General features: G+C 50.7%; 15 protein-coding genes. 9 read left to right on the top strand and 6 right to left on the bottom strand.

The genetic code is table 11. The annotated features are described in order from the left end of the window. Positions 1–70 precede the first annotated feature (70 nt). Positions 71–532: a transcriptional regulator AsnC gene (gene asnC / locus KP22_RS18270; protein WP_011091651.1), complete on the bottom strand. Its 462-nt coding sequence runs from the start codon at positions 530–532 to the stop codon at positions 71–73. A gap of 152 nt (positions 533–684) precedes the next feature. Here asnC and asnA point away from each other — a divergent pair, with 152 nt between their 5' ends. Further along, positions 685–1,677, top strand: coding sequence for an aspartate--ammonia ligase (gene asnA / locus KP22_RS18265; protein WP_039307693.1), 993 nt, complete (start codon positions 685–687; stop codon positions 1,675–1,677). On the opposite strand, the gene viaA is transcribed toward asnA, so the two are convergent. Together viaA and ravA are read right to left on the bottom strand one after the other, a co-directional pair. Then, positions 1,674–3,152: an ATPase RavA stimulator ViaA gene (viaA, locus tag KP22_RS18260; protein ID WP_039307696.1), complete on the bottom strand. Its 1,479-nt coding sequence runs from the start codon at positions 3,150–3,152 to the stop codon at positions 1,674–1,676. The genes asnA and viaA overlap by 4 nt on opposite strands. A gap of 5 nt (positions 3,153–3,157) precedes the next feature. Next, positions 3,158–4,657, bottom strand: a complete 1,500-nt coding sequence (gene ravA, locus KP22_RS18255) for an ATPase RavA (protein ID WP_039325677.1) — start codon at positions 4,655–4,657, stop codon at positions 3,158–3,160. Between the two features lie 510 nt (positions 4,658–5,167). On the opposite strand from ravA, the gene kup reads away from it, so the two are divergent. Then, positions 5,168–7,036 carry a low affinity potassium transporter Kup gene (gene kup, locus KP22_RS18250; protein WP_039325673.1) on the top strand — a complete coding sequence of 623 codons (1,869 nt, stop codon included), beginning with the start codon at positions 5,168–5,170 and terminating at the stop codon, positions 7,034–7,036. A gap of 159 nt (positions 7,037–7,195) precedes the next feature. Here kup and qseC read toward each other — a convergent pair whose 3' ends face one another. Together qseC and qseB are read right to left on the bottom strand one after the other, a co-directional pair. Continuing rightward, entirely contained in the window at positions 7,196–8,545 is a 1,350-nt protein-coding gene (gene qseC, locus KP22_RS18245; protein WP_039325671.1) for a quorum sensing histidine kinase QseC, read from the bottom strand. Further along, on the bottom strand, positions 8,542–9,204 hold the full coding sequence (gene qseB / locus KP22_RS18240; protein ID WP_039325669.1) for a quorum sensing response regulator transcription factor QseB: 663 nt from the start codon (positions 9,202–9,204) through the stop codon (positions 8,542–8,544). The genes qseC and qseB overlap by 4 nt, the downstream gene beginning before the upstream one ends. Before the next feature lie 244 nt (positions 9,205–9,448). Here qseB and KP22_RS18235 point away from each other — a divergent pair, with 244 nt between their 5' ends. The 7 genes from KP22_RS18235 to rbsR all read left to right on the top strand — a co-directional run bounded on the left by KP22_RS18235 (position 9,449) and on the right by rbsR (position 16,061). Then, positions 9,449–9,844, top strand: a complete 396-nt coding sequence (locus KP22_RS18235; RefSeq protein ID WP_039307713.1) for a YgiW/YdeI family stress tolerance OB fold protein — start codon at positions 9,449–9,451, stop codon at positions 9,842–9,844. A 204-nt stretch (positions 9,845–10,048) separates the two neighbouring features. Next, entirely contained in the window at positions 10,049–10,468 is a 420-nt protein-coding gene (gene rbsD / locus KP22_RS18230; protein WP_039325667.1) for a D-ribose pyranase, read from the top strand. 7 nt (positions 10,469–10,475) lie between these two features. Continuing rightward, the gene (gene rbsA, locus KP22_RS18225; protein WP_039307718.1) at positions 10,476–11,981 is read left to right on the top strand and encodes a ribose ABC transporter ATP-binding protein RbsA; all 1,506 of its coding nucleotides are present in this window, start codon (positions 10,476–10,478) and stop codon (positions 11,979–11,981) included. 7 nt (positions 11,982–11,988) lie between these two features. Further along, positions 11,989–12,957, top strand: a complete 969-nt coding sequence (gene rbsC, locus KP22_RS18220; protein WP_039307720.1) for a ribose ABC transporter permease — start codon at positions 11,989–11,991, stop codon at positions 12,955–12,957. A 25-nt stretch (positions 12,958–12,982) separates the two neighbouring features. Beyond that, complete coding sequence (gene rbsB, locus KP22_RS18215; RefSeq protein WP_039307723.1) at positions 12,983–13,870, top strand: ribose ABC transporter substrate-binding protein RbsB; 888 nt, start codon at positions 12,983–12,985, stop codon at positions 13,868–13,870. A gap of 265 nt (positions 13,871–14,135) precedes the next feature. Then, positions 14,136–15,062: a ribokinase gene (gene rbsK / locus KP22_RS18210; protein WP_039307724.1), complete on the top strand. Its 927-nt coding sequence runs from the start codon at positions 14,136–14,138 to the stop codon at positions 15,060–15,062. Between the two features lie 3 nt (positions 15,063–15,065). Then, the gene (gene rbsR, locus KP22_RS18205; protein ID WP_167333809.1) at positions 15,066–16,061 is read left to right on the top strand and encodes a ribose operon transcriptional repressor RbsR; all 996 of its coding nucleotides are present in this window, start codon (positions 15,066–15,068) and stop codon (positions 16,059–16,061) included. A gap of 21 nt (positions 16,062–16,082) precedes the next feature. Here the strand turns inward: rbsR and KP22_RS22645 are convergent. After that, the coding region (locus tag KP22_RS22645; protein ID WP_209428714.1) for a hypothetical protein at positions 16,083–16,421 on the bottom strand (339 nt) is incomplete at its 5' end.

Genomic DNA, 16,421 nt, shown 5'->3' with positions numbered 1-16,421 from the left:
AGACGGGACATTGTACGCTGTGATCTGGCTGGGATCTACCTGTGGATAATATGGGTATAGGAAAAAAGCATTATGGCGCGATCGTCCGCATAATGGGGTTTTGCAGAGAGATCAGTGTTTCGGTGGACTGAATTTCATCAATTGTTTGGATCTTGTTGATAAGTACATGTTGCAGCGCCTCGATCGAACGACACATGACCTTAATAAAGATACTGTAATGCCCAGTGGTGTAGTAGGCCTCAACCACTTCTTCCAGGTTGTTTAGCTTTTCCAGCGCTGAGGGATAATCTTTAGCGCTTTTCAGAATGATGCCGATAAAGCAGCACACGTCATAGCCCAACTGTTTTGGATTAACGTCCAGACGCGTGCCGATAATGATGCCCGCCTGTTTCATTTTTTCCACCCGAACGTGGATTGTTCCTGGACTGACGGAAAACTGTTTTGCCAGTTCGGCATAAGGGGTGCGCGCATTTTCCATTAAGGCGGAAAGAATGCCGCGATCGAGATTATCGATCTGATAAATTTCTGCCACTTTGAGCCTCCTATTTTAGCGAATAATGATTTTATACCGCTATAAAATGACGGATTAAAAGCACAAGTGCAATTTATCCATAAGATTATTGAATAACTGGCGATTTTTATTGCTTAATGAATAACTAAATACGATGAATAAGAGACGCGGCAATGAAAAAGCAGTACATCGAAAAGCAGCAGCAAATCAGCTTCGTTAAATCTTTCTTCTCCAGCCAACTGGAGCAGCTTCTGGGATTGATTGAGGTTCAGGCACCGATTCTCAGCCGTATCGGCGATGGCACGCAGGATAACTTGTCTGGTACAGAAAAAGCGGTGCAGGTTAAGGTTAAAGCCTTACCGGATGCTACATTTGAAGTGGTGCACTCGCTGGCTAAATGGAAACGTAAAACGCTGGGCGCGTATGATTTTAGCTTCGGCGAAGGCATTTATACCCACATGAAGGCACTACGTCCGGACGAAGATCGTCTGAGCCCGATCCACTCGGTTTATGTCGATCAGTGGGATTGGGAGCGCGTAATGGGAGATGGTGAGCGCAATGCCGAGTATCTGAAATCGACAGTCACGCGTATTTATCAGGGCATTAAAGCGACTGAGGCAGCGGTACATCAGGCGTTTGGCATTCAGCCTTTCTTACCAGAGCAGATTCATTTTGTGCATACCGAAACGCTACTGAATCGCTATCCCGATCTGGACGCCAAAGGGCGTGAGCGAGCTATCGCTAAAGAACTGGGTGCCGTCTTCCTGATTGGAATTGGCGGTAAGCTGTCCAGCGGACACTCTCACGATGTACGCGCGCCGGATTATGATGATTGGACGACGCCGGGCGAGCAGGAATTAGCGGGTTTGAACGGCGATATTATTGTGTGGAACCCGGTTCTTAACGATGCGTTTGAGATTTCATCTATGGGTATCCGCGTGGACGCTGAAGCATTAACACGCCAGTTGGCACTGACGCAGGATGAAGAGCGTCTGAAGCTGGAATGGCATCAGGCGCTGCTGCGCGGTGAGATGCCACAAACGATTGGCGGGGGAATCGGTCAGTCTCGCCTTGTCATGTTGTTGCTACAATTGCCGCACATTGGTCAGGTTCAGTGCGGAGTCTGGCCACAGCCGTTGCGTGAGTCGGTTTCAGGCCTGCTTTAATAAGCCTTGCCGTTCTGCCAGCGGCGCATTAAACGGCTTTTTAGCCCGGTATCAAAGCGCCAGATATGATCAAAGATGTGCATGATACCGGGTTTGCCATGATCGGACATCGCTACAGCATGAAAACGGTGCTGTAGCTGCTTCTGACGGCTTTTCACCTTATTCACCACCTCATCCGGCAACCGCTGGGCGATAAAATCCGAAATCACCACGGCATCGGCATCATGCCAGAGTGCATCGTCCATCTTATCCAACAACGCTGACAGACAGGCAGCCATATCCGTGCCGCCGCGAAAGGACTGGCTGAGAAAACGTATCGCCTGATCTAATCCGTCTTCAGACGTCAGCTCATACTTAACCACACCGGTAGAAAACAGCATGATGTAGCAACGGCGGTTGTCAGCGAGTGCGATGCGCATCAGTGCCAGACAGAAAGCTTTGGCACAGCGTTCATTAAAGCCTCCCATAGAACCTGACGTATCAACGCAGACAATAAACGGGCCACGCGGCTGCTGTTCGTTTTGTTGATGGACAACGGGGCGCTCGGTGACTTTCTCGCGCCAGCTCTCACCCTGTAAGCGATAGGTCAGCAATCGATGTTCCAGCAGGCGACGATAAAATTCGAATTCCAGTTCGCTGATGCCCAGAGTCACCAGTTCCGTCGGCATCAAACGCAAGATATCGTCGCTCTGATGCACGCCGCTCACCTGCTCAGGTACGGTGGCGGGTTCTCGAACTCTTACCCGGAAGGCTTCTTGTGGTGCTTCCTGCGTGAGGATGGATTTGGTCTCCCGGCTACGTCCCAAACGTTCCGCCAACTTCTGTAATGCCGGCTGGCGTTGCAGGAAAGCGCCGAAATCCAGTAACGGGCGGGGATCGGTATGAATACGCTGTGCGGCGCTAAGATCCCATAGCCGACCAGCCGCGTTTTCATTTTCGGCCAAAATCGGTTCGAGTTTGCCACTCAAGGTCAGGCGCTGTTGCAGTTCATCCAGCAGAATTTCCCGCTCTTGATCCATCAATTGCTGATGCAGTGAAACGGTTTGCAGTGTCAGGCTTAGCCGCCAGCGCTGAAGAAAGAGCGCGTGGAGCCCACTCGTTATCTTCTGCCCTGGCGTTTTTTCTGGAGAGGTAATGAGCTGGGACGCCTGCGTCAGAAACGGCGATTCCACGTTGTTCAGCGTATCCATAATCGCAGGCAGGCGTGTCTGAAAGGCCTGGTTGTCGATCGATTGTGCACGTTGGTAGCAGCTAAATTCTTTTTCCAGCTCTGGCGGTACCTGAGTGGTCCGCAGGCGCTGCTTTAAGGTTTCTTTCCAGTGAGGGAGATCGCTGAGTAACGCGGATTTCAGGCTGGGATATTTTTCAAAGAAGAAAGCGAGCTGCGGTGTCGCCAGAAGCGTGATGACAAGATCGTCCAGCAGCTCGTTTTCATCGATAGATAGCAGCATTTCCAGTGATTCCAGCGTGATCATCGGCGTTAATCCTGTTGCTCTGATTGCTGGATCTGCTCGGCGACCTGTTGCAGGCTGGCTTCTATTTTAGCCAGCCACTCACTGGGGACGAACAGGCAAGGCTGATGCTGGCTGAATAAGCGACGCTGTTCGCGAAGCTGCATCTTTAGCTTTTCATACTCATCGATAATGTCGGCAGGAAGTGCACAGTCGCGTTTTTCCGGCAGAGAAAGAACAGAGGATTGCAGACTGATATCGCGAATGGCCAGATGCTGTCTATCGTCCACCAGCAGGTCGAGACGTTGGGTAAAGCCAATGCCGTTAAGTTTACCCCGGATTTCTCCCCCTTTTTGCAGCCAGCCTTGCAGAGCATTCCTCTCAATGATCAGGTGGTTGACTTCAATATCATGCAGGATTAATGGGCGTTGTAGCACCAGATCCAATGTTTCAGCGACGATAGTGTCAGGCAAGGCGTAATGGAATTTTCGGCCCAGAAAGTGTCCCTGTTTCTCTACTGAAAATGCCTGCAATTCACTTTGTTCACGCTGGTATTGCTGACGTTTGGTATTCACCTGCTGAAGACGGAACAACAGGCTTTTTTGTTGATAGGCGTGCTCGGTAATCAACAGTTCAAGCTGGCGTTCGATGAGCGTCAACGTGCTTTGGTCATGCCAGAGGCAGTCTTTCAGCAGAATAATATCAATCGGCGTGATGGAATCTCGGCCGCAGAAAAACGCGCTAGCCTGAAGCAGGCGCAGGGCTTTTTTCCAGCGTCGATCGGAAATATAGGGCGCTTGTTCAAGCGCATCTAACTGCTGGCGCAGCGTATAAATCAGCTCGAAACCCGTTTCCGGTAATGCGACGTGCTCAATGTCTTTCTGCCACTGTTGGTACTCTTCATCGCTGACGCTGAGAGCGGGCGGGACAGGGTTATCGCGATCGCTGCTGTTATTCACAAGCAGCGCACGGAAATTCTGTTTTTCCTGTACCCGATCGAGCCATAGACGGATGAGCATTCGGTCGTAGAGCGCTTCCAGACCGCCATCCGCTTCCGGCAATTCATTCGAGGCGGCGACCAGTAGGCGCATGGGGATCGTATCTTCGCTGTTGCCATTACGGAAACGTCGTTCGTTAATGGCCGTCAGCAGCGTGTTCAAAATAGCGGGGCCCGCTTTCCAGATTTCATCCAGAAACACGATTTCGGCTTCCGGCAGATAACCGGCTGTGAGGCGCTGGTAGCGACCTTCATCTTTTAGTGCCTGAATGGAAAGGGGACCAAACACCTCTTCTGGCGTGGAGAAGCGGGTCATCAGGTACTCAAATGCATTCGCATGACGAAAAGCGAATTTAAGACGCCGGGCGATCATACTTTTAGCTATACCTGGTGGGCCCAGCAGAAAAACACTTTCTCCGCTTAGTGCTGCCAGCAGACAAAGGCGAATAGCGTGCTGTCTTTCGTAGAGCCCATGTTCTAGCGCATGGCTGAGACGAGAAATTCTTTCAGCCAATGCCGCAGTTTGACGCATAATTAATCCGTTAGTCCCATGATGTGATGTACTGAAATTGTTTATTTTTGAACCTGACTGCTTTACTGAAAGTGGTACCTAAGAAAAACCCTACTTTCAGAAAGACAATAGTAATAATAAACGGCAGATCACAGATTTTTATTAGAATGCTTTTACGGATTATTACACCTTAACGGGGTAGGTAAGCAATAAACCACCTTTTACAGGATGTTTCGTATACACCCGTCATACATCAAATTGCAGGTGTGTTGGCTGCGTTACTCGACACACTTACGTGTCTCTCGCTTGCCGCGTTACGATGCTCATGGCTGAGCATCGCCCTAAAGGGCCAACGCGTTGCGTTGTTCAAAACGTTAACGTTTTGTCCTGCAACCCGAATTATTTAGGGGTAGAAGGTGGAGCGCACAATAAAAATGGGTTTTCATCCTGATTTGTGCATACTGTGCGCTTTTGGACGAGTTGCTGTGAATGACGCACTTCGCGGACTGATTAATAACAGAAGATAGGTTTATGAGCTCAGAACATAAACGTTCGCTTCCGGCGGTCACGCTGGCGGCCATCGGGGTGGTTTATGGGGATATAGGAACCAGCCCTCTTTATACGTTAAGGGAATGTTTATCGGGGCAGTTTGGTTTTGGGGTCGAGCCTGATTCGGTCTTTGGCTTTCTTTCACTGATTTTTTGGCTATTGGTCCTCGTTGTTTCGCTGAAATACCTGACCTATGTGATGCGTGCCGACAACGCCGGTGAGGGGGGGATTCTCACATTAATGTCGCTGGCTGGGCGTAATACCTCCGATCGCATGACGTCAGTGCTGGTTATCATGGGATTAATCGGCGGCAGCTTCTTCTATGGAGAAGTGGTCATTACGCCAGCCATCTCGGTGATGTCAGCGATGGAAGGGCTGGAAATCGCCGCGCCGTCGATGGATAGCTATATCGTTCCGCTATCGATTGTCGTTCTGACTTTACTGTTTATCATTCAAAAACACGGTACTGGCAGCGTCGGCAAGCTGTTTGCGCCCGTGATGCTGATTTGGTTTTTGACGCTCGGAATACTGGGTGCGCGCAGTATTATCGCTAATCCTGAAGTGTTACAGGCGTTGAATCCAATGTACGCCGTTCATTTCTTTATCGAATACAAAGCGGTGTCGTTCTTCGCACTGGGAGCGGTGGTGCTTGCCATTACTGGGGTCGAAGCGCTGTATGCCGATATGGGCCACTTTGGTAAATTCCCGATTCGTCTGGCCTGGTTTACGGTGGTGCTGCCGTCGCTGGTATTAAATTACTTCGGACAAGGCGCGCTGCTGTTAAAGACCCCTGAAGCGATCAAAAACCCGTTCTTCCTGCTGGCACCAGATTGGGCGCTGATCCCACTGATGATATTGGCGACGCTGGCGACAATCATTGCTTCGCAGGCGGTGATTTCCGGCGTTTTCTCCCTGACGCGTCAAGCAGTGCGGCTGGGTTATTTACCGCCGATGCGTATCGTACACACGTCAGATATGGAATCTGGTCAGATTTATATTCCTGCCATTAACTGGATGCTTTATATCGCGGTTGTCATCGTGATTGTCAGCTTTGAGCATTCGAGCAATCTTGCTGCGGCTTATGGTATTGCGGTAACGGGCACGATGGTGATTACCAGCATCCTGTTCTGTACGGTAGCAGTGAAGAACTGGCTCTGGAATCGCTATCTGGCATGGGTTTTACTGACGGGTCTGCTGATTATCGACGTGCCGATGTTTTTGGCAAACGTGGTCAAGATTCTGTCCGGCGGCTGGCTGCCGCTGGCGCTAGGCATGGTGATGTTTATTATCATGACGACGTGGAAAAGCGAACGTTTCAGGCTGCTGCGTCGGTTGCATGAGCATGGCAATTCACTGGATGCCATGATTGCATCGTTGGAGAAATCGCCGCCGACTCGCGTTCCTGGCACGGCGGTGTATTTCTCGCGCGCCACTCGAGTGATCCCGTTCGCGCTGCTGCATAACCTCAAACACAATAAGATCCTGCACGAACGCGTGGTGCTGTTGACCATGCGAACGGAGGATGCGCCTTATGTGCTTAATGCCCGTCGAGTGACGGTTGAACAGCTTTCTCCGACGTTCTGGCGGGTGATCGCCAACTATGGCTGGCGTGAGACGCCGGATGTAGAAGAGGTCTTTCAGCGCTGTTGGCAGGACGGATTAACCTGCCAGATGATGGAAACGTCTTTCTTTATGTCCAATGAGTCGCTGGTTATCGGCGAACGCCCCTGGTATCTGCGCTTGCGCGGTAAGCTGTTCATGATGCTCAGCCGCAATGCGCTGCGGGCGGCGGATCAGTTTGAAATACCGCCGAACAGGCTGATTGAATTGGGGATTCAGGTCGAGATTTAAGTGATCCCTCTATATTCGCTATCATTAACACGTATGCAGCGACTCGTTGTTTGTTATTAGGGAAACACTGGGATGAGGTTCCCGCAGGGATACCTCGCCCCGTGGTCGACCGTATATCTCGATCTTATCCCAACACCTTAACGTAACGTCCAACAGCCTCTACCAGCTAACCGACACAATCAGCCCACCTTCGGGCTGATTGGTGAACGTAACCCGCATCTGATGCAACGTGGCGATGTTGTTCACGATGGAAATTCCCAGACCGCTGCCGGATTTTTCCTGCCCCGGCGGGCGATAAAAGCGTTCACCGATTCTTGCCAACGCTTCATCGCTGACGCCCGGTCCGTTGTCCGCAACCTGAAAGCCCCGCTCTGTCAGCGTCAGGCTTACCGTTCCTCCCTCATTGCTGTAGCGAATGGCGTTATCTAGCAGATTGCGTATTAACAGGGCTAGCAGCAGCGGATGACCCTGCCGGATAACTGGGGTATCCGGTAAGTCCAGCGTCAGCTCAATACCTGATGTTTGTGCCGTAGGGTAATGCGCGATCACCGCCTGTTGTAGTAATTCATTGAACTGAACGGGTTGCATCCCCTCGGGATGCGATTCGGCATCCAGTCGCGACAGCGTCAGGAGCTGATCCACCAGTCGGGTCGCGCGATCGATACCTTTATCCAGATTCATTAATGCATGGCGACGCATGGCCTCATCGTCATGTGCCAGCTGCGCTACTTCGGTTTGAACTTTCAATGCCGCCAGCGGGCTACGCAGTTCGTGAGCGGCATCGGAGGTAAAGCGCCGCTCGCGAATCAACATATCGCTGATGCGGGAAAACAGGAGATTCAGCGCGTTGAGCAGCGGACGGACTTCCTGTGGGATGTGCTGCGTCGCCAGCGGTGTGCTGTCGTCGGGGGAACGTAACTGAAGCTCAGCGGCAATACGTTTTAGTGGTGAGAGTTCGCGTGTCACTAGCCAGAACAGTAGTGCCAGCATGATAGGCAGCGCAAACAGCCAGGGCATCAGGTTGGTTTTTACAATATCCAGCGTCATATCCTGACGGTATTCCCATTCCTGACCCACAGCAATCACGTAACGATCATCTGCCGTTGTCAGCCAGACGATACGCCACGCGTCGTTATCATCGCGCAGTTTGCCGTCGGTGAAGCCGTTGCGTGTAGAGTCAAAAATGAAATCTTTGCCGTTATCGCCATCGTTCAACACCATTTTCCCGTCACGGGTAAAAATGGCGAAGGCCAGCGCATCATCATCTTGCTTGCCTCGGTTTTTATGTACCAGATTTTTGGTTTTAGGCAGAGAAACTGATGGGATTCGCAATTCATCGGGATTTATGGTGGCAAGACGCTTGGCAAACAGCATTTGCTGAGTATCAAACAACTCATTGATGTTATGACGTGTCTGATACCACGAAAGCAGACTGGCCACCCCCCAGCAAATTAATGTCAGCAGCGCAAAGCCCGCAATCAGGCGTAAACGCAGACTGAGCCGGCTCATGGTGCATCTCCCAGAATATAGCCAACGCCATGCACGGTACGGATAAACCCGCTGCCCAGCTTTTTGCGCAGGTGGTGGATATGGACTTCTACCGCATTACTGGAGACGTCATCATCCCAGCCGTAGAGCTTTTCTTCCAACTGTGCACGCGTGAGCACGCGGTTTGGATTGAGCAAGAACAGTTCCAGTAACGCCAGTTCGCGGGATTTTAGTATCAACGGCTCACCGTTAAGCGTGACGCTCCGTGAGCCAGGCTCAAGGGAAACCGCGCCATGCGTTAATGCGGGCTGGAGTTGGCCGTGACGGCGGCGAATCAGTGCCTGTAGGCGAGCGGCAACTTCTGTCAGCGCAAAGGGCTTACATAAATAATCATCGGCACCCTGCTGCAACCCGTCCACTCGCTGTTCCAGCGCATCACGGGCGGTCAGAATCAGTACCGGTTCGTCATGTCCAGCCTGACGCCACTGACGCAAGATATCCATGCCGTCCATACCCGGTAGGCTGAGATCGAGCACCACTGCATCATAAGGGGCGGCCTTCAACGCGGCGGCGCCCGCTTTCCCTTCCGTAAACCAGTCAATATTAAAGCCCAGTTTGATCAATCCAGCTTTTAGGCCATCACCAATCAGGCGATCGTCTTCGATTAACAATACTCTCATGGCTGCCTCGCAAGGGATGTGCCGCTGCCGCGTTTGCGACTTTTCCGGTTTTATACGAAATCGAGGGGCGATGTGTACAGGACAAATCGCTGAAATCGGACGATTTCGGCAATATAAAAAAATAAAAATGTAAAATCAGACTCCTTAAGATTCTGTTAAGAACGGTTTGTTTTAATCCTTCCCGAAGACCGATTACTCCCGCAGATTGACTGCGAAACGACAGGCAAAATAAGGAAGGCATACTATGAAAAAAGCAGCTGCGTTACTCGCCATTACCGCTCTGGTTTCTGCACCCGTATTTGCCGCACAAAGCGGCGGTGGTTTCGTCAACCCAGAAACGCCTGCGGTTGGCACCCATAAAGGGGGATTCATCGATCCGCAGAATTCCCTCACCACGGTAGATAAGGCTAAAGATCTGCGTGATGATAGTTGGGTTACGCTGAGCGGTAATATTGAAAAGCGGATCGGTGATGAGAACTATCTGTTCCGCGATTCGACCGGCACGATAGAAGTCGAAATCGATCACAAGCGCTGGAATGGTCAGATGGTTTCGCCCACGGATAAAGTAGAAATTCAGGGTGAGTTGGATAAAGACTTCAATTCTGTCGAGCTGGATGTGAAGCAGATCCGTAAACTCTAATACGCTATTCTCAATTCTCTCGTGGCGGGCGATTGCCCGCCCTTTCTCTATTTATCCACTTTCTATAACGGCCCCCCGTTACCTTTCTTTTTTGGTTAGCGAAACGTTTCTATGGCGATCACATTTCTTTTATTTCATCGTTGCCTTTCCCTCTTCTTTTTCTAGAATGTTGTTAGCGAAACGTTTCGCTGGTGGGGTGGGAAGATGAAAAAAGCAGCATTATTGAATTCAGATATTTCTTCTGTGATTGCTCGGCTGGGGCACACCGATAGCCTTGTTATTGGTGATGCTGGTTTACCGATTCCTGAAACGACAACCCGTATCGACCTGGCGTTGACGCACAATGTGCCGACGTTTTTGCAGGTGGTTAGTGTTGTCACCAGCGAAATGCAGGTTGAGGCCGCTATTCTGGCGGAAGAGATCATTGAAAAGAACCCCGCCGTCCATGACGCATTACTCGATCAATTGAAGCAACTTGAACAGCATCAGGGAAACTCAATTGCATTGCACTATGTTAGCCATGAAGAATTTAAAACCCAAAGCGGCAAAAGCCGGGCCATCATTCGCAGCGGAGAGTGCTCTCCGTATGCCAATGTCATCCTTTGTGCTGGCGTAACGTTCTGAGGCATCAATGCAACCTTTACTGCAACTGCAAGGCATCACGAAATCTTTTCCCGGCGTTAAAGCGCTTTCTGGTGCTGCACTCAATGTTTATCCGGGAAAAGTGATGGCGCTGGTGGGTGAGAACGGTGCGGGCAAGTCCACCATGATGAAAGTCCTGACCGGGATCTATCGTAAAGATGCCGGCAGCATCCATTTTTTAGGGCAAGAGGTAGATTTCAGCGGGCCGAAAGCGTCTCAGGAAGCAGGTATCGGTATTATTCATCAGGAACTTAACCTGATTCCCCAACTCACGATTGCTGAGAATATCTTCCTCGGTCGTGAATTTACCAACCGCTTCGGTCGTATCGATTGGAATAGGATGTATGCGGAAGCCGATAAACTGCTGAAACGCCTTAATCTGCGTTATGACAGCCGCCGTATGGTGGGTGATTTATCGATTGGCGATCAGCAAATGGTGGAAATTGCCAAGGTGCTGAGCTTTGAATCCAAAGTCATCATCATGGATGAACCCACCGATGCTCTGACGGATACCGAAACTGCTTCGTTATTCAGCGTGATCAAAGAGCTGCAATCTCAGGGATGCGGCATTGTCTATATTTCCCACCGTCTGAAAGAAATCTTCGAAATCTGCGATGACATTACCGTTTTCCGCGATGGTCAGTTTATCGGTGAACGTCCGGTGAGTGACTTAGAGGAAGACACGCTGATTGAAATGATGGTGGGCCGCAAGCTGGAAGATCAGTACCCGCGTTCGAATAAAGTGCCGGGAGAGGTTCGTCTTAACGTGCAGAACCTGTCTGGGCCGGGTGTTGACAGCGTCAGCTTTACCGTACGTAAAGGTGAGATTCTGGGCGTCGCAGGGCTAATGGGCGCTGGCCGTACCGAACTGATGAAGATTATCTACGGCGCGCTGCCACGAACGGGTGGCAATGTAACGCTTGATGGCCGCGACGTGGTGACACGTAAACCGCAGGATGGCTTGGCGAACGGCATCGTTTACATTTCTGAAGACCGTAAGCGTGATGGTCTGGTGCTGGGCATGTCGGTAAAAGAAAACATGTCGTTAACCGCACTGCGTTATTTCAGCCATGCGGGTGGTCGTCTCAATCACGCCGAGGAGCAACTGACGGTCGCCGACTTTATTCGCCTGTTCAACGTTAAAACGCCTTCGATGGAACAGCCTATCGGCCTGCTTTCCGGTGGCAATCAGCAAAAAGTGGCGATTGCCCGTGGCCTGATGACGCGTCCTAACGTCTTGATCCTCGATGAACCGACGCGTGGCGTTGACGTCGGCGCGAAAAAAGAAATTTATCAGTTAATCAATCAATTCAAAGAAGAGGGGCTGAGCATCATATTGGTGTCATCCGAAATGCCCGAAGTATTGGGAATGAGCGATCGCATCATTGTGATGCATGAAGGGCGCTTAAGCGGTGATTTCCCGATTGAGCAAGCAACCCAGGAAGCACTGATGGCTGCGGCCGTTGGTAAGCAATACGGCGCAAAGCAGGAGTAAGTCAGACATGAGTTCTCAATCTATCGCGGCAAAACGCTGGTTCAGCAAAGCGTGGTTACTGGAGCAGAAATCGCTGATCGCGCTCCTGATTCTGATTGCGGTTGTTTCCGCCATGAGCCCTAATTTTTTCACGCTGAATAACTTGTTCAATATTCTCCAGCAGACGTCGGTGAATGCCATTATGGCCGTTGGTATGACGCTGGTGATACTGACCTCAGGAATTGATTTGTCGGTGGGTTCACTACTGGCGTTGACGGGTGCCGTAGCGGCTTCCATCGTTGGGCTTGAAGTGAATGCGCTGGTGGCTGTGTTTGGCGCACTGGCGTTGGGTGCGCTGATTGGTGCAGGCACGGGTATCATCGTTTCTAAAGGTAAAGTGCAGGCGTTTATTGCCACGCTGGTCATGATGCTGCTGCTGCGTGGTGTGACGATGGTCTATACCAACGGTAGCCCGGTGAATACTGGCTTTTCCGACGTGGCAGATGCGTTTGGCTGGTTCGGTATCGGTCGCCCGCTGGGTATTCCGACGCCAATCTGGATCATGGCTATCGTATTCGCTGCGACCTGGTACATGCTGCACCACACGCGCCTGGGTCGCTATATCTATGCGTTGGGTGGTAACGAATCCGCAACCCGTTTGTCCGGTATCAGCGTTGATAAAATCAAGATTATTGTCTATTCCCTGTGTGGGCTGCTGTCTGCCCTGGCGGGAATTATTGAAGTCGCACGTTTGTCCTCTGCACAGCCTACGGCGGGTACAGGGTATGAGCTGGATGCTATCGCGGCTGTAGTATTGGGCGGCACCAGTCTGGCTGGGGGCAAAGGGCGTATCGTTGGTACGTTGATCGGTGCACTTATCCTTGGTTTCCTCAACAACGGACTGAATTTATTAGGTGTTTCTTCTTACTACCAAATGATCGTTAAAGCAGTCGTCATTTTGCTGGCGGTTCTGGTAGATAACAAAAGCAGTAAATAACCTTCATTCACACAGGAATTGAGTTATGAATATGAAAAAGCTGGCTACTCTGGTTTCTGCTGTTGCGCTGAGCGCGACTGTCAGTGCTAATGCCTTGGCCAAAGATACGGTTGCTCTGGTGGTATCTACGCTGAATAACCCGTTCTTTGTTTCAATGAAAGAGGGTGCACAGAAAGAAGCCGACAAGCTGGGTTACGAGCTGATTGTGCTGGATTCCCAGAATAACCCTGCGAAAGAACTGGCTAACGTTCAGGATTTGACGGTACGTGGCACCAAAGTGTTGCTGATCAATCCGACTGATTCAGATGCAGTAGGCAATGCGATCAAAATGGCCAATCAGGCCAAAATCCCGGTCATTACGCTCGATCGCGTCGCCACTAGCGGTGAAGTGGTGAGCCATGTTGCTTCTGATAACGCCTTCGGCGGTAAAGTTGCCGGTGACTTCATTGCCAAGAAATTGGGTGAAGGCGCCAAAGTCATTCAGTTGGAAGGGATTGCCGGAACCTCTGCCGCGCGCGAACGTGGGGCGGGTTTCATGAAATCTGCTGAGAAAAATAAATTCGCTATGCTGGCCAGCCAGCCTGCTGACTTCGACCGTACTAAAGGACTGAACGTGATGCAGAACCTGCTGACCGCACACCCTGACGTTCAGGCGGTATTTGCTCAGAACGATGAAATGGCGTTAGGCGCACTGCGCGCACTGCAAACCGCAGGCAAAACGGATGTGCTGGTTGTCGGCTTTGACGGTACTCAGGATGGCGTGAAGGCCGTTGAGTCAGGCAAACTGGCAGCAACAGTGGCTCAGCGTCCAGACCAGATCGGCGTGATTGGTATCGAAACCGCTGCGAAAGTGCTGAAAGGTGAAAAAACGCAGGCCATCATTCCGGTTGACCTGAAGCTGGTAGCAAAATAATTAAAAATATACCCTAAATAATTCGAGTTGCATGACAAAACGTTAAGCGTTTTGAACAACGCTCTGCGTTGACCCTTTAGGGCAAGGCCCATTTATGGCCTTGTAACGCGGTAACCGCACGAATCCCCAGGAGCTTACACAAGTAAGTGACTGGGGTGAGTAAGGGCAGCCAACGCACAAGCAGCTTGAAGTATGACGGGTATAAAGCAGGGCTCGCGCCACCCGTTTGTGGTGGCGCATTATCAACGTAGCGGGATTCAACATAATGAAAACGGGTAAGCTGGTGGTGCTGGGCAGTATTAATGCTGACCATATTCTCAATCTTGAGCAATTTCCCCGTCCGGGCGAAACGGTGATCGGTGAGCAATATAGTGTCGCTTTCGGTGGTAAAGGCGCTAATCAGGCCGTTGCCGCTGGTCGAAGTGGTGCAGATATCGCCTTTATTGCCTGCGTCGGAGAAGATGATATCGGCTCCCGTATTTGTCAGCAGCTATCCAAGGACAATATTGATGTTTCCGCCGTTGAGGCTATCTCCGGGCAAACGACTGGCGTTGCTCTGATTTTTGTTAACGCTGAAGCTGAGAACATGATCGCGATTAACGCAGGCGCGAATGCGGCTGTGACGCCAGATTATCTTCATCGTCATCAGCAACACATTATTGATGCTTCCGCGTTGCTGATGCAGCTTGAGTCGCCGTTGGAAACCGTTATCGCCGCAGCCAGACTGGCGCATGAACACCAAACGAAAGTGATTCTTAACCCCGCCCCCGCTCGTGAACTGCCTGATGAACTGTTATCGCTGGTTGATATGATCACGCCGAATGAAACTGAAGCGCAGTTCCTGACGGGTATTACTGTTGAGACGGAAGACGATGCGGCTCGCGCAGCACAGGTTCTTCATGGTAAAGGTATCGAAACGGTTCTGATTACATTGGGTAGCCGCGGTGTATGGTTGAGTGAAGATGGTCAGGGGCAGAGAATTCCGGGATATCGCGTAAAAGCTGTGGATACGATCGCTGCCGGAGACACCTTTAATGGTGCGTTGGTTACCGCCTTACTGGAAAACCGACCAATGTCTTCTGCTGTGAAATTCGCTCATGCGGCGGCAGCGATTGCGGTAACTCGCCGGGGCGCTCAACCTTCTGTCCCATGGCGTGAAGAGATCGACGCATTTTTGCAAGCTCAGGAGTGATCTTTGGCCACCATGAAAGATGTCGCCCGGTTGGCGGGCGTTTCTACTTCCACTGTATCTCACGTCATTAATAACAATCGTTTTGTCAGCGATGCCATTCGCGAAAAGGTTATGAAGGCCGTTGATGATCTCAACTATGCGCCGTCTGCGCTAGCCAGAAGTCTGAAGATAAACCAGACCCGTACCATCGGTATGTTGCTCACTGCCAGTAATAACCCGTTTTATGCCGAAGTGGTGCGTGGCGTTGAACGCTGCTGTTATGAGAGGGGCTATAGCCTGATTCTGTGCAACACCGAAGGCGATCGCGACAGAATGAGTCATAGTCTTGAAACGTTGTTACAAAAGCGGGTCGATGGCGTATTGCTGATGTGCACCGAAAGCCATCGCCCCTTGCCTGAAATGATGAGCCGCTATCCTTCTATTCCTATGGTCATGATGGATTGGGCACCTTTTGAAGGCGTTATCGATGTTATTAAAGATAACTCTTTGCTCGGTGGAGAGATCGCCACCAATTATCTCATCTCTCGTGGCTATAAAAAGATAGCCTGCATTGCGGGTCCTAAAGATAAGACGACAGCCCACAATCGACTGGAAGGTTATCGACAGGCGATGCAACTTGCTGGGCTATCCGTTCCTGCTGACTATGAAATTTTCGGTGATTTTGAATTTGAAACTGGCTATCGCGCTATGCAGCAGCTATTAGCGCTGGAAGATAAACCCGAAGCTGTGTTCACCAGTAACGATGCAATGGCTGTCGGCGTTTATCACGCACTTTATCAGGCTGGACTTTCAATCCCTCAAGATATGGCAGTTATTGGTTACGATGACATTGAACTGGCTCGCTACATGTCACCACCTCTTACTACGGTTCATCAACCGAAGGATGAGCTCGGCGAATTGGCGGTTGATACGCTGTTATATCGTCTGGAACACCCTAACACTGAACCTAATGTGTTGGTGCTGACGCCCGAATTAATGGTACGCCAGTCTGTCCGGTAAAGTTTCTCGCTAAGAAAATGCTTAAAAATCCGGCATAACGCTGTCTTTTACTGCGCTTTGCTGAAAAAATCCCCACTCGGTAATTATTTTGCATTTAGCGCTTGTCAGCGGCGGAGAAGTCCCTATAATGCGCCTCCACTGACACGGCAACAGCGACACGCAGTTGCGGTGACAGGAAAAAGATTCAACAAAGGCGGTCAGTAATGACTTGACTTTAAAGCGGATTAGCATAATATATGCAGCCCGCGCCACCGATGAAGTGGCACTGCTCTTTAACAATATAATCAGACAATCTGTGTGGGCACTCACAAGACCGTATCTTAACGATATAAAAAGTCTTGAAGAGTGAACAACAGTAAA

This window comes from Pectobacterium betavasculorum (genome assembly GCF_000749845.1).
In the GTDB taxonomy this organism is placed as follows: Bacteria; Pseudomonadota; Gammaproteobacteria; order Enterobacterales; family Enterobacteriaceae; genus Pectobacterium; species Pectobacterium betavasculorum.
The sequence above is the reverse complement of the archived record's forward strand: the minus strand, read 5'-3'. Positions and strand labels throughout refer to the sequence as shown.

Coding starts and splice junctions, on each gene's coding strand:
- asnA (WP_039307693.1), top strand. CDS start 685: ATGAAAAAGCAGTACATCGAAAAGCAGCAGCAAATCAGCTTCGTTAAA.
- viaA (WP_039307696.1), bottom strand. CDS start 3,152: ATGATCACGCTGGAATCACTGGAAATGCTGCTATCTATCGATGAAAAC.
- ravA (WP_039325677.1), bottom strand. CDS start 4,657: ATGCGTCAAACTGCGGCATTGGCTGAAAGAATTTCTCGTCTCAGCCAT.
- kup (WP_039325673.1), top strand. CDS start 5,168: ATGAGCTCAGAACATAAACGTTCGCTTCCGGCGGTCACGCTGGCGGCC.
- qseC (WP_039325671.1), bottom strand. CDS start 8,545: ATGAGCCGGCTCAGTCTGCGTTTACGCCTGATTGCGGGCTTTGCGCTG.
- qseB (WP_039325669.1), bottom strand. CDS start 9,204: ATGAGAGTATTGTTAATCGAAGACGATCGCCTGATTGGTGATGGCCTA.
- KP22_RS18235 (WP_039307713.1), top strand. CDS start 9,449: ATGAAAAAAGCAGCTGCGTTACTCGCCATTACCGCTCTGGTTTCTGCA.
- rbsD (WP_039325667.1), top strand. CDS start 10,049: ATGAAAAAAGCAGCATTATTGAATTCAGATATTTCTTCTGTGATTGCT.
- rbsA (WP_039307718.1), top strand. CDS start 10,476: ATGCAACCTTTACTGCAACTGCAAGGCATCACGAAATCTTTTCCCGGC.
- rbsC (WP_039307720.1), top strand. CDS start 11,989: ATGAGTTCTCAATCTATCGCGGCAAAACGCTGGTTCAGCAAAGCGTGG.
- rbsB (WP_039307723.1), top strand. CDS start 12,983: ATGAATATGAAAAAGCTGGCTACTCTGGTTTCTGCTGTTGCGCTGAGC.
- rbsK (WP_039307724.1), top strand. CDS start 14,136: ATGAAAACGGGTAAGCTGGTGGTGCTGGGCAGTATTAATGCTGACCAT.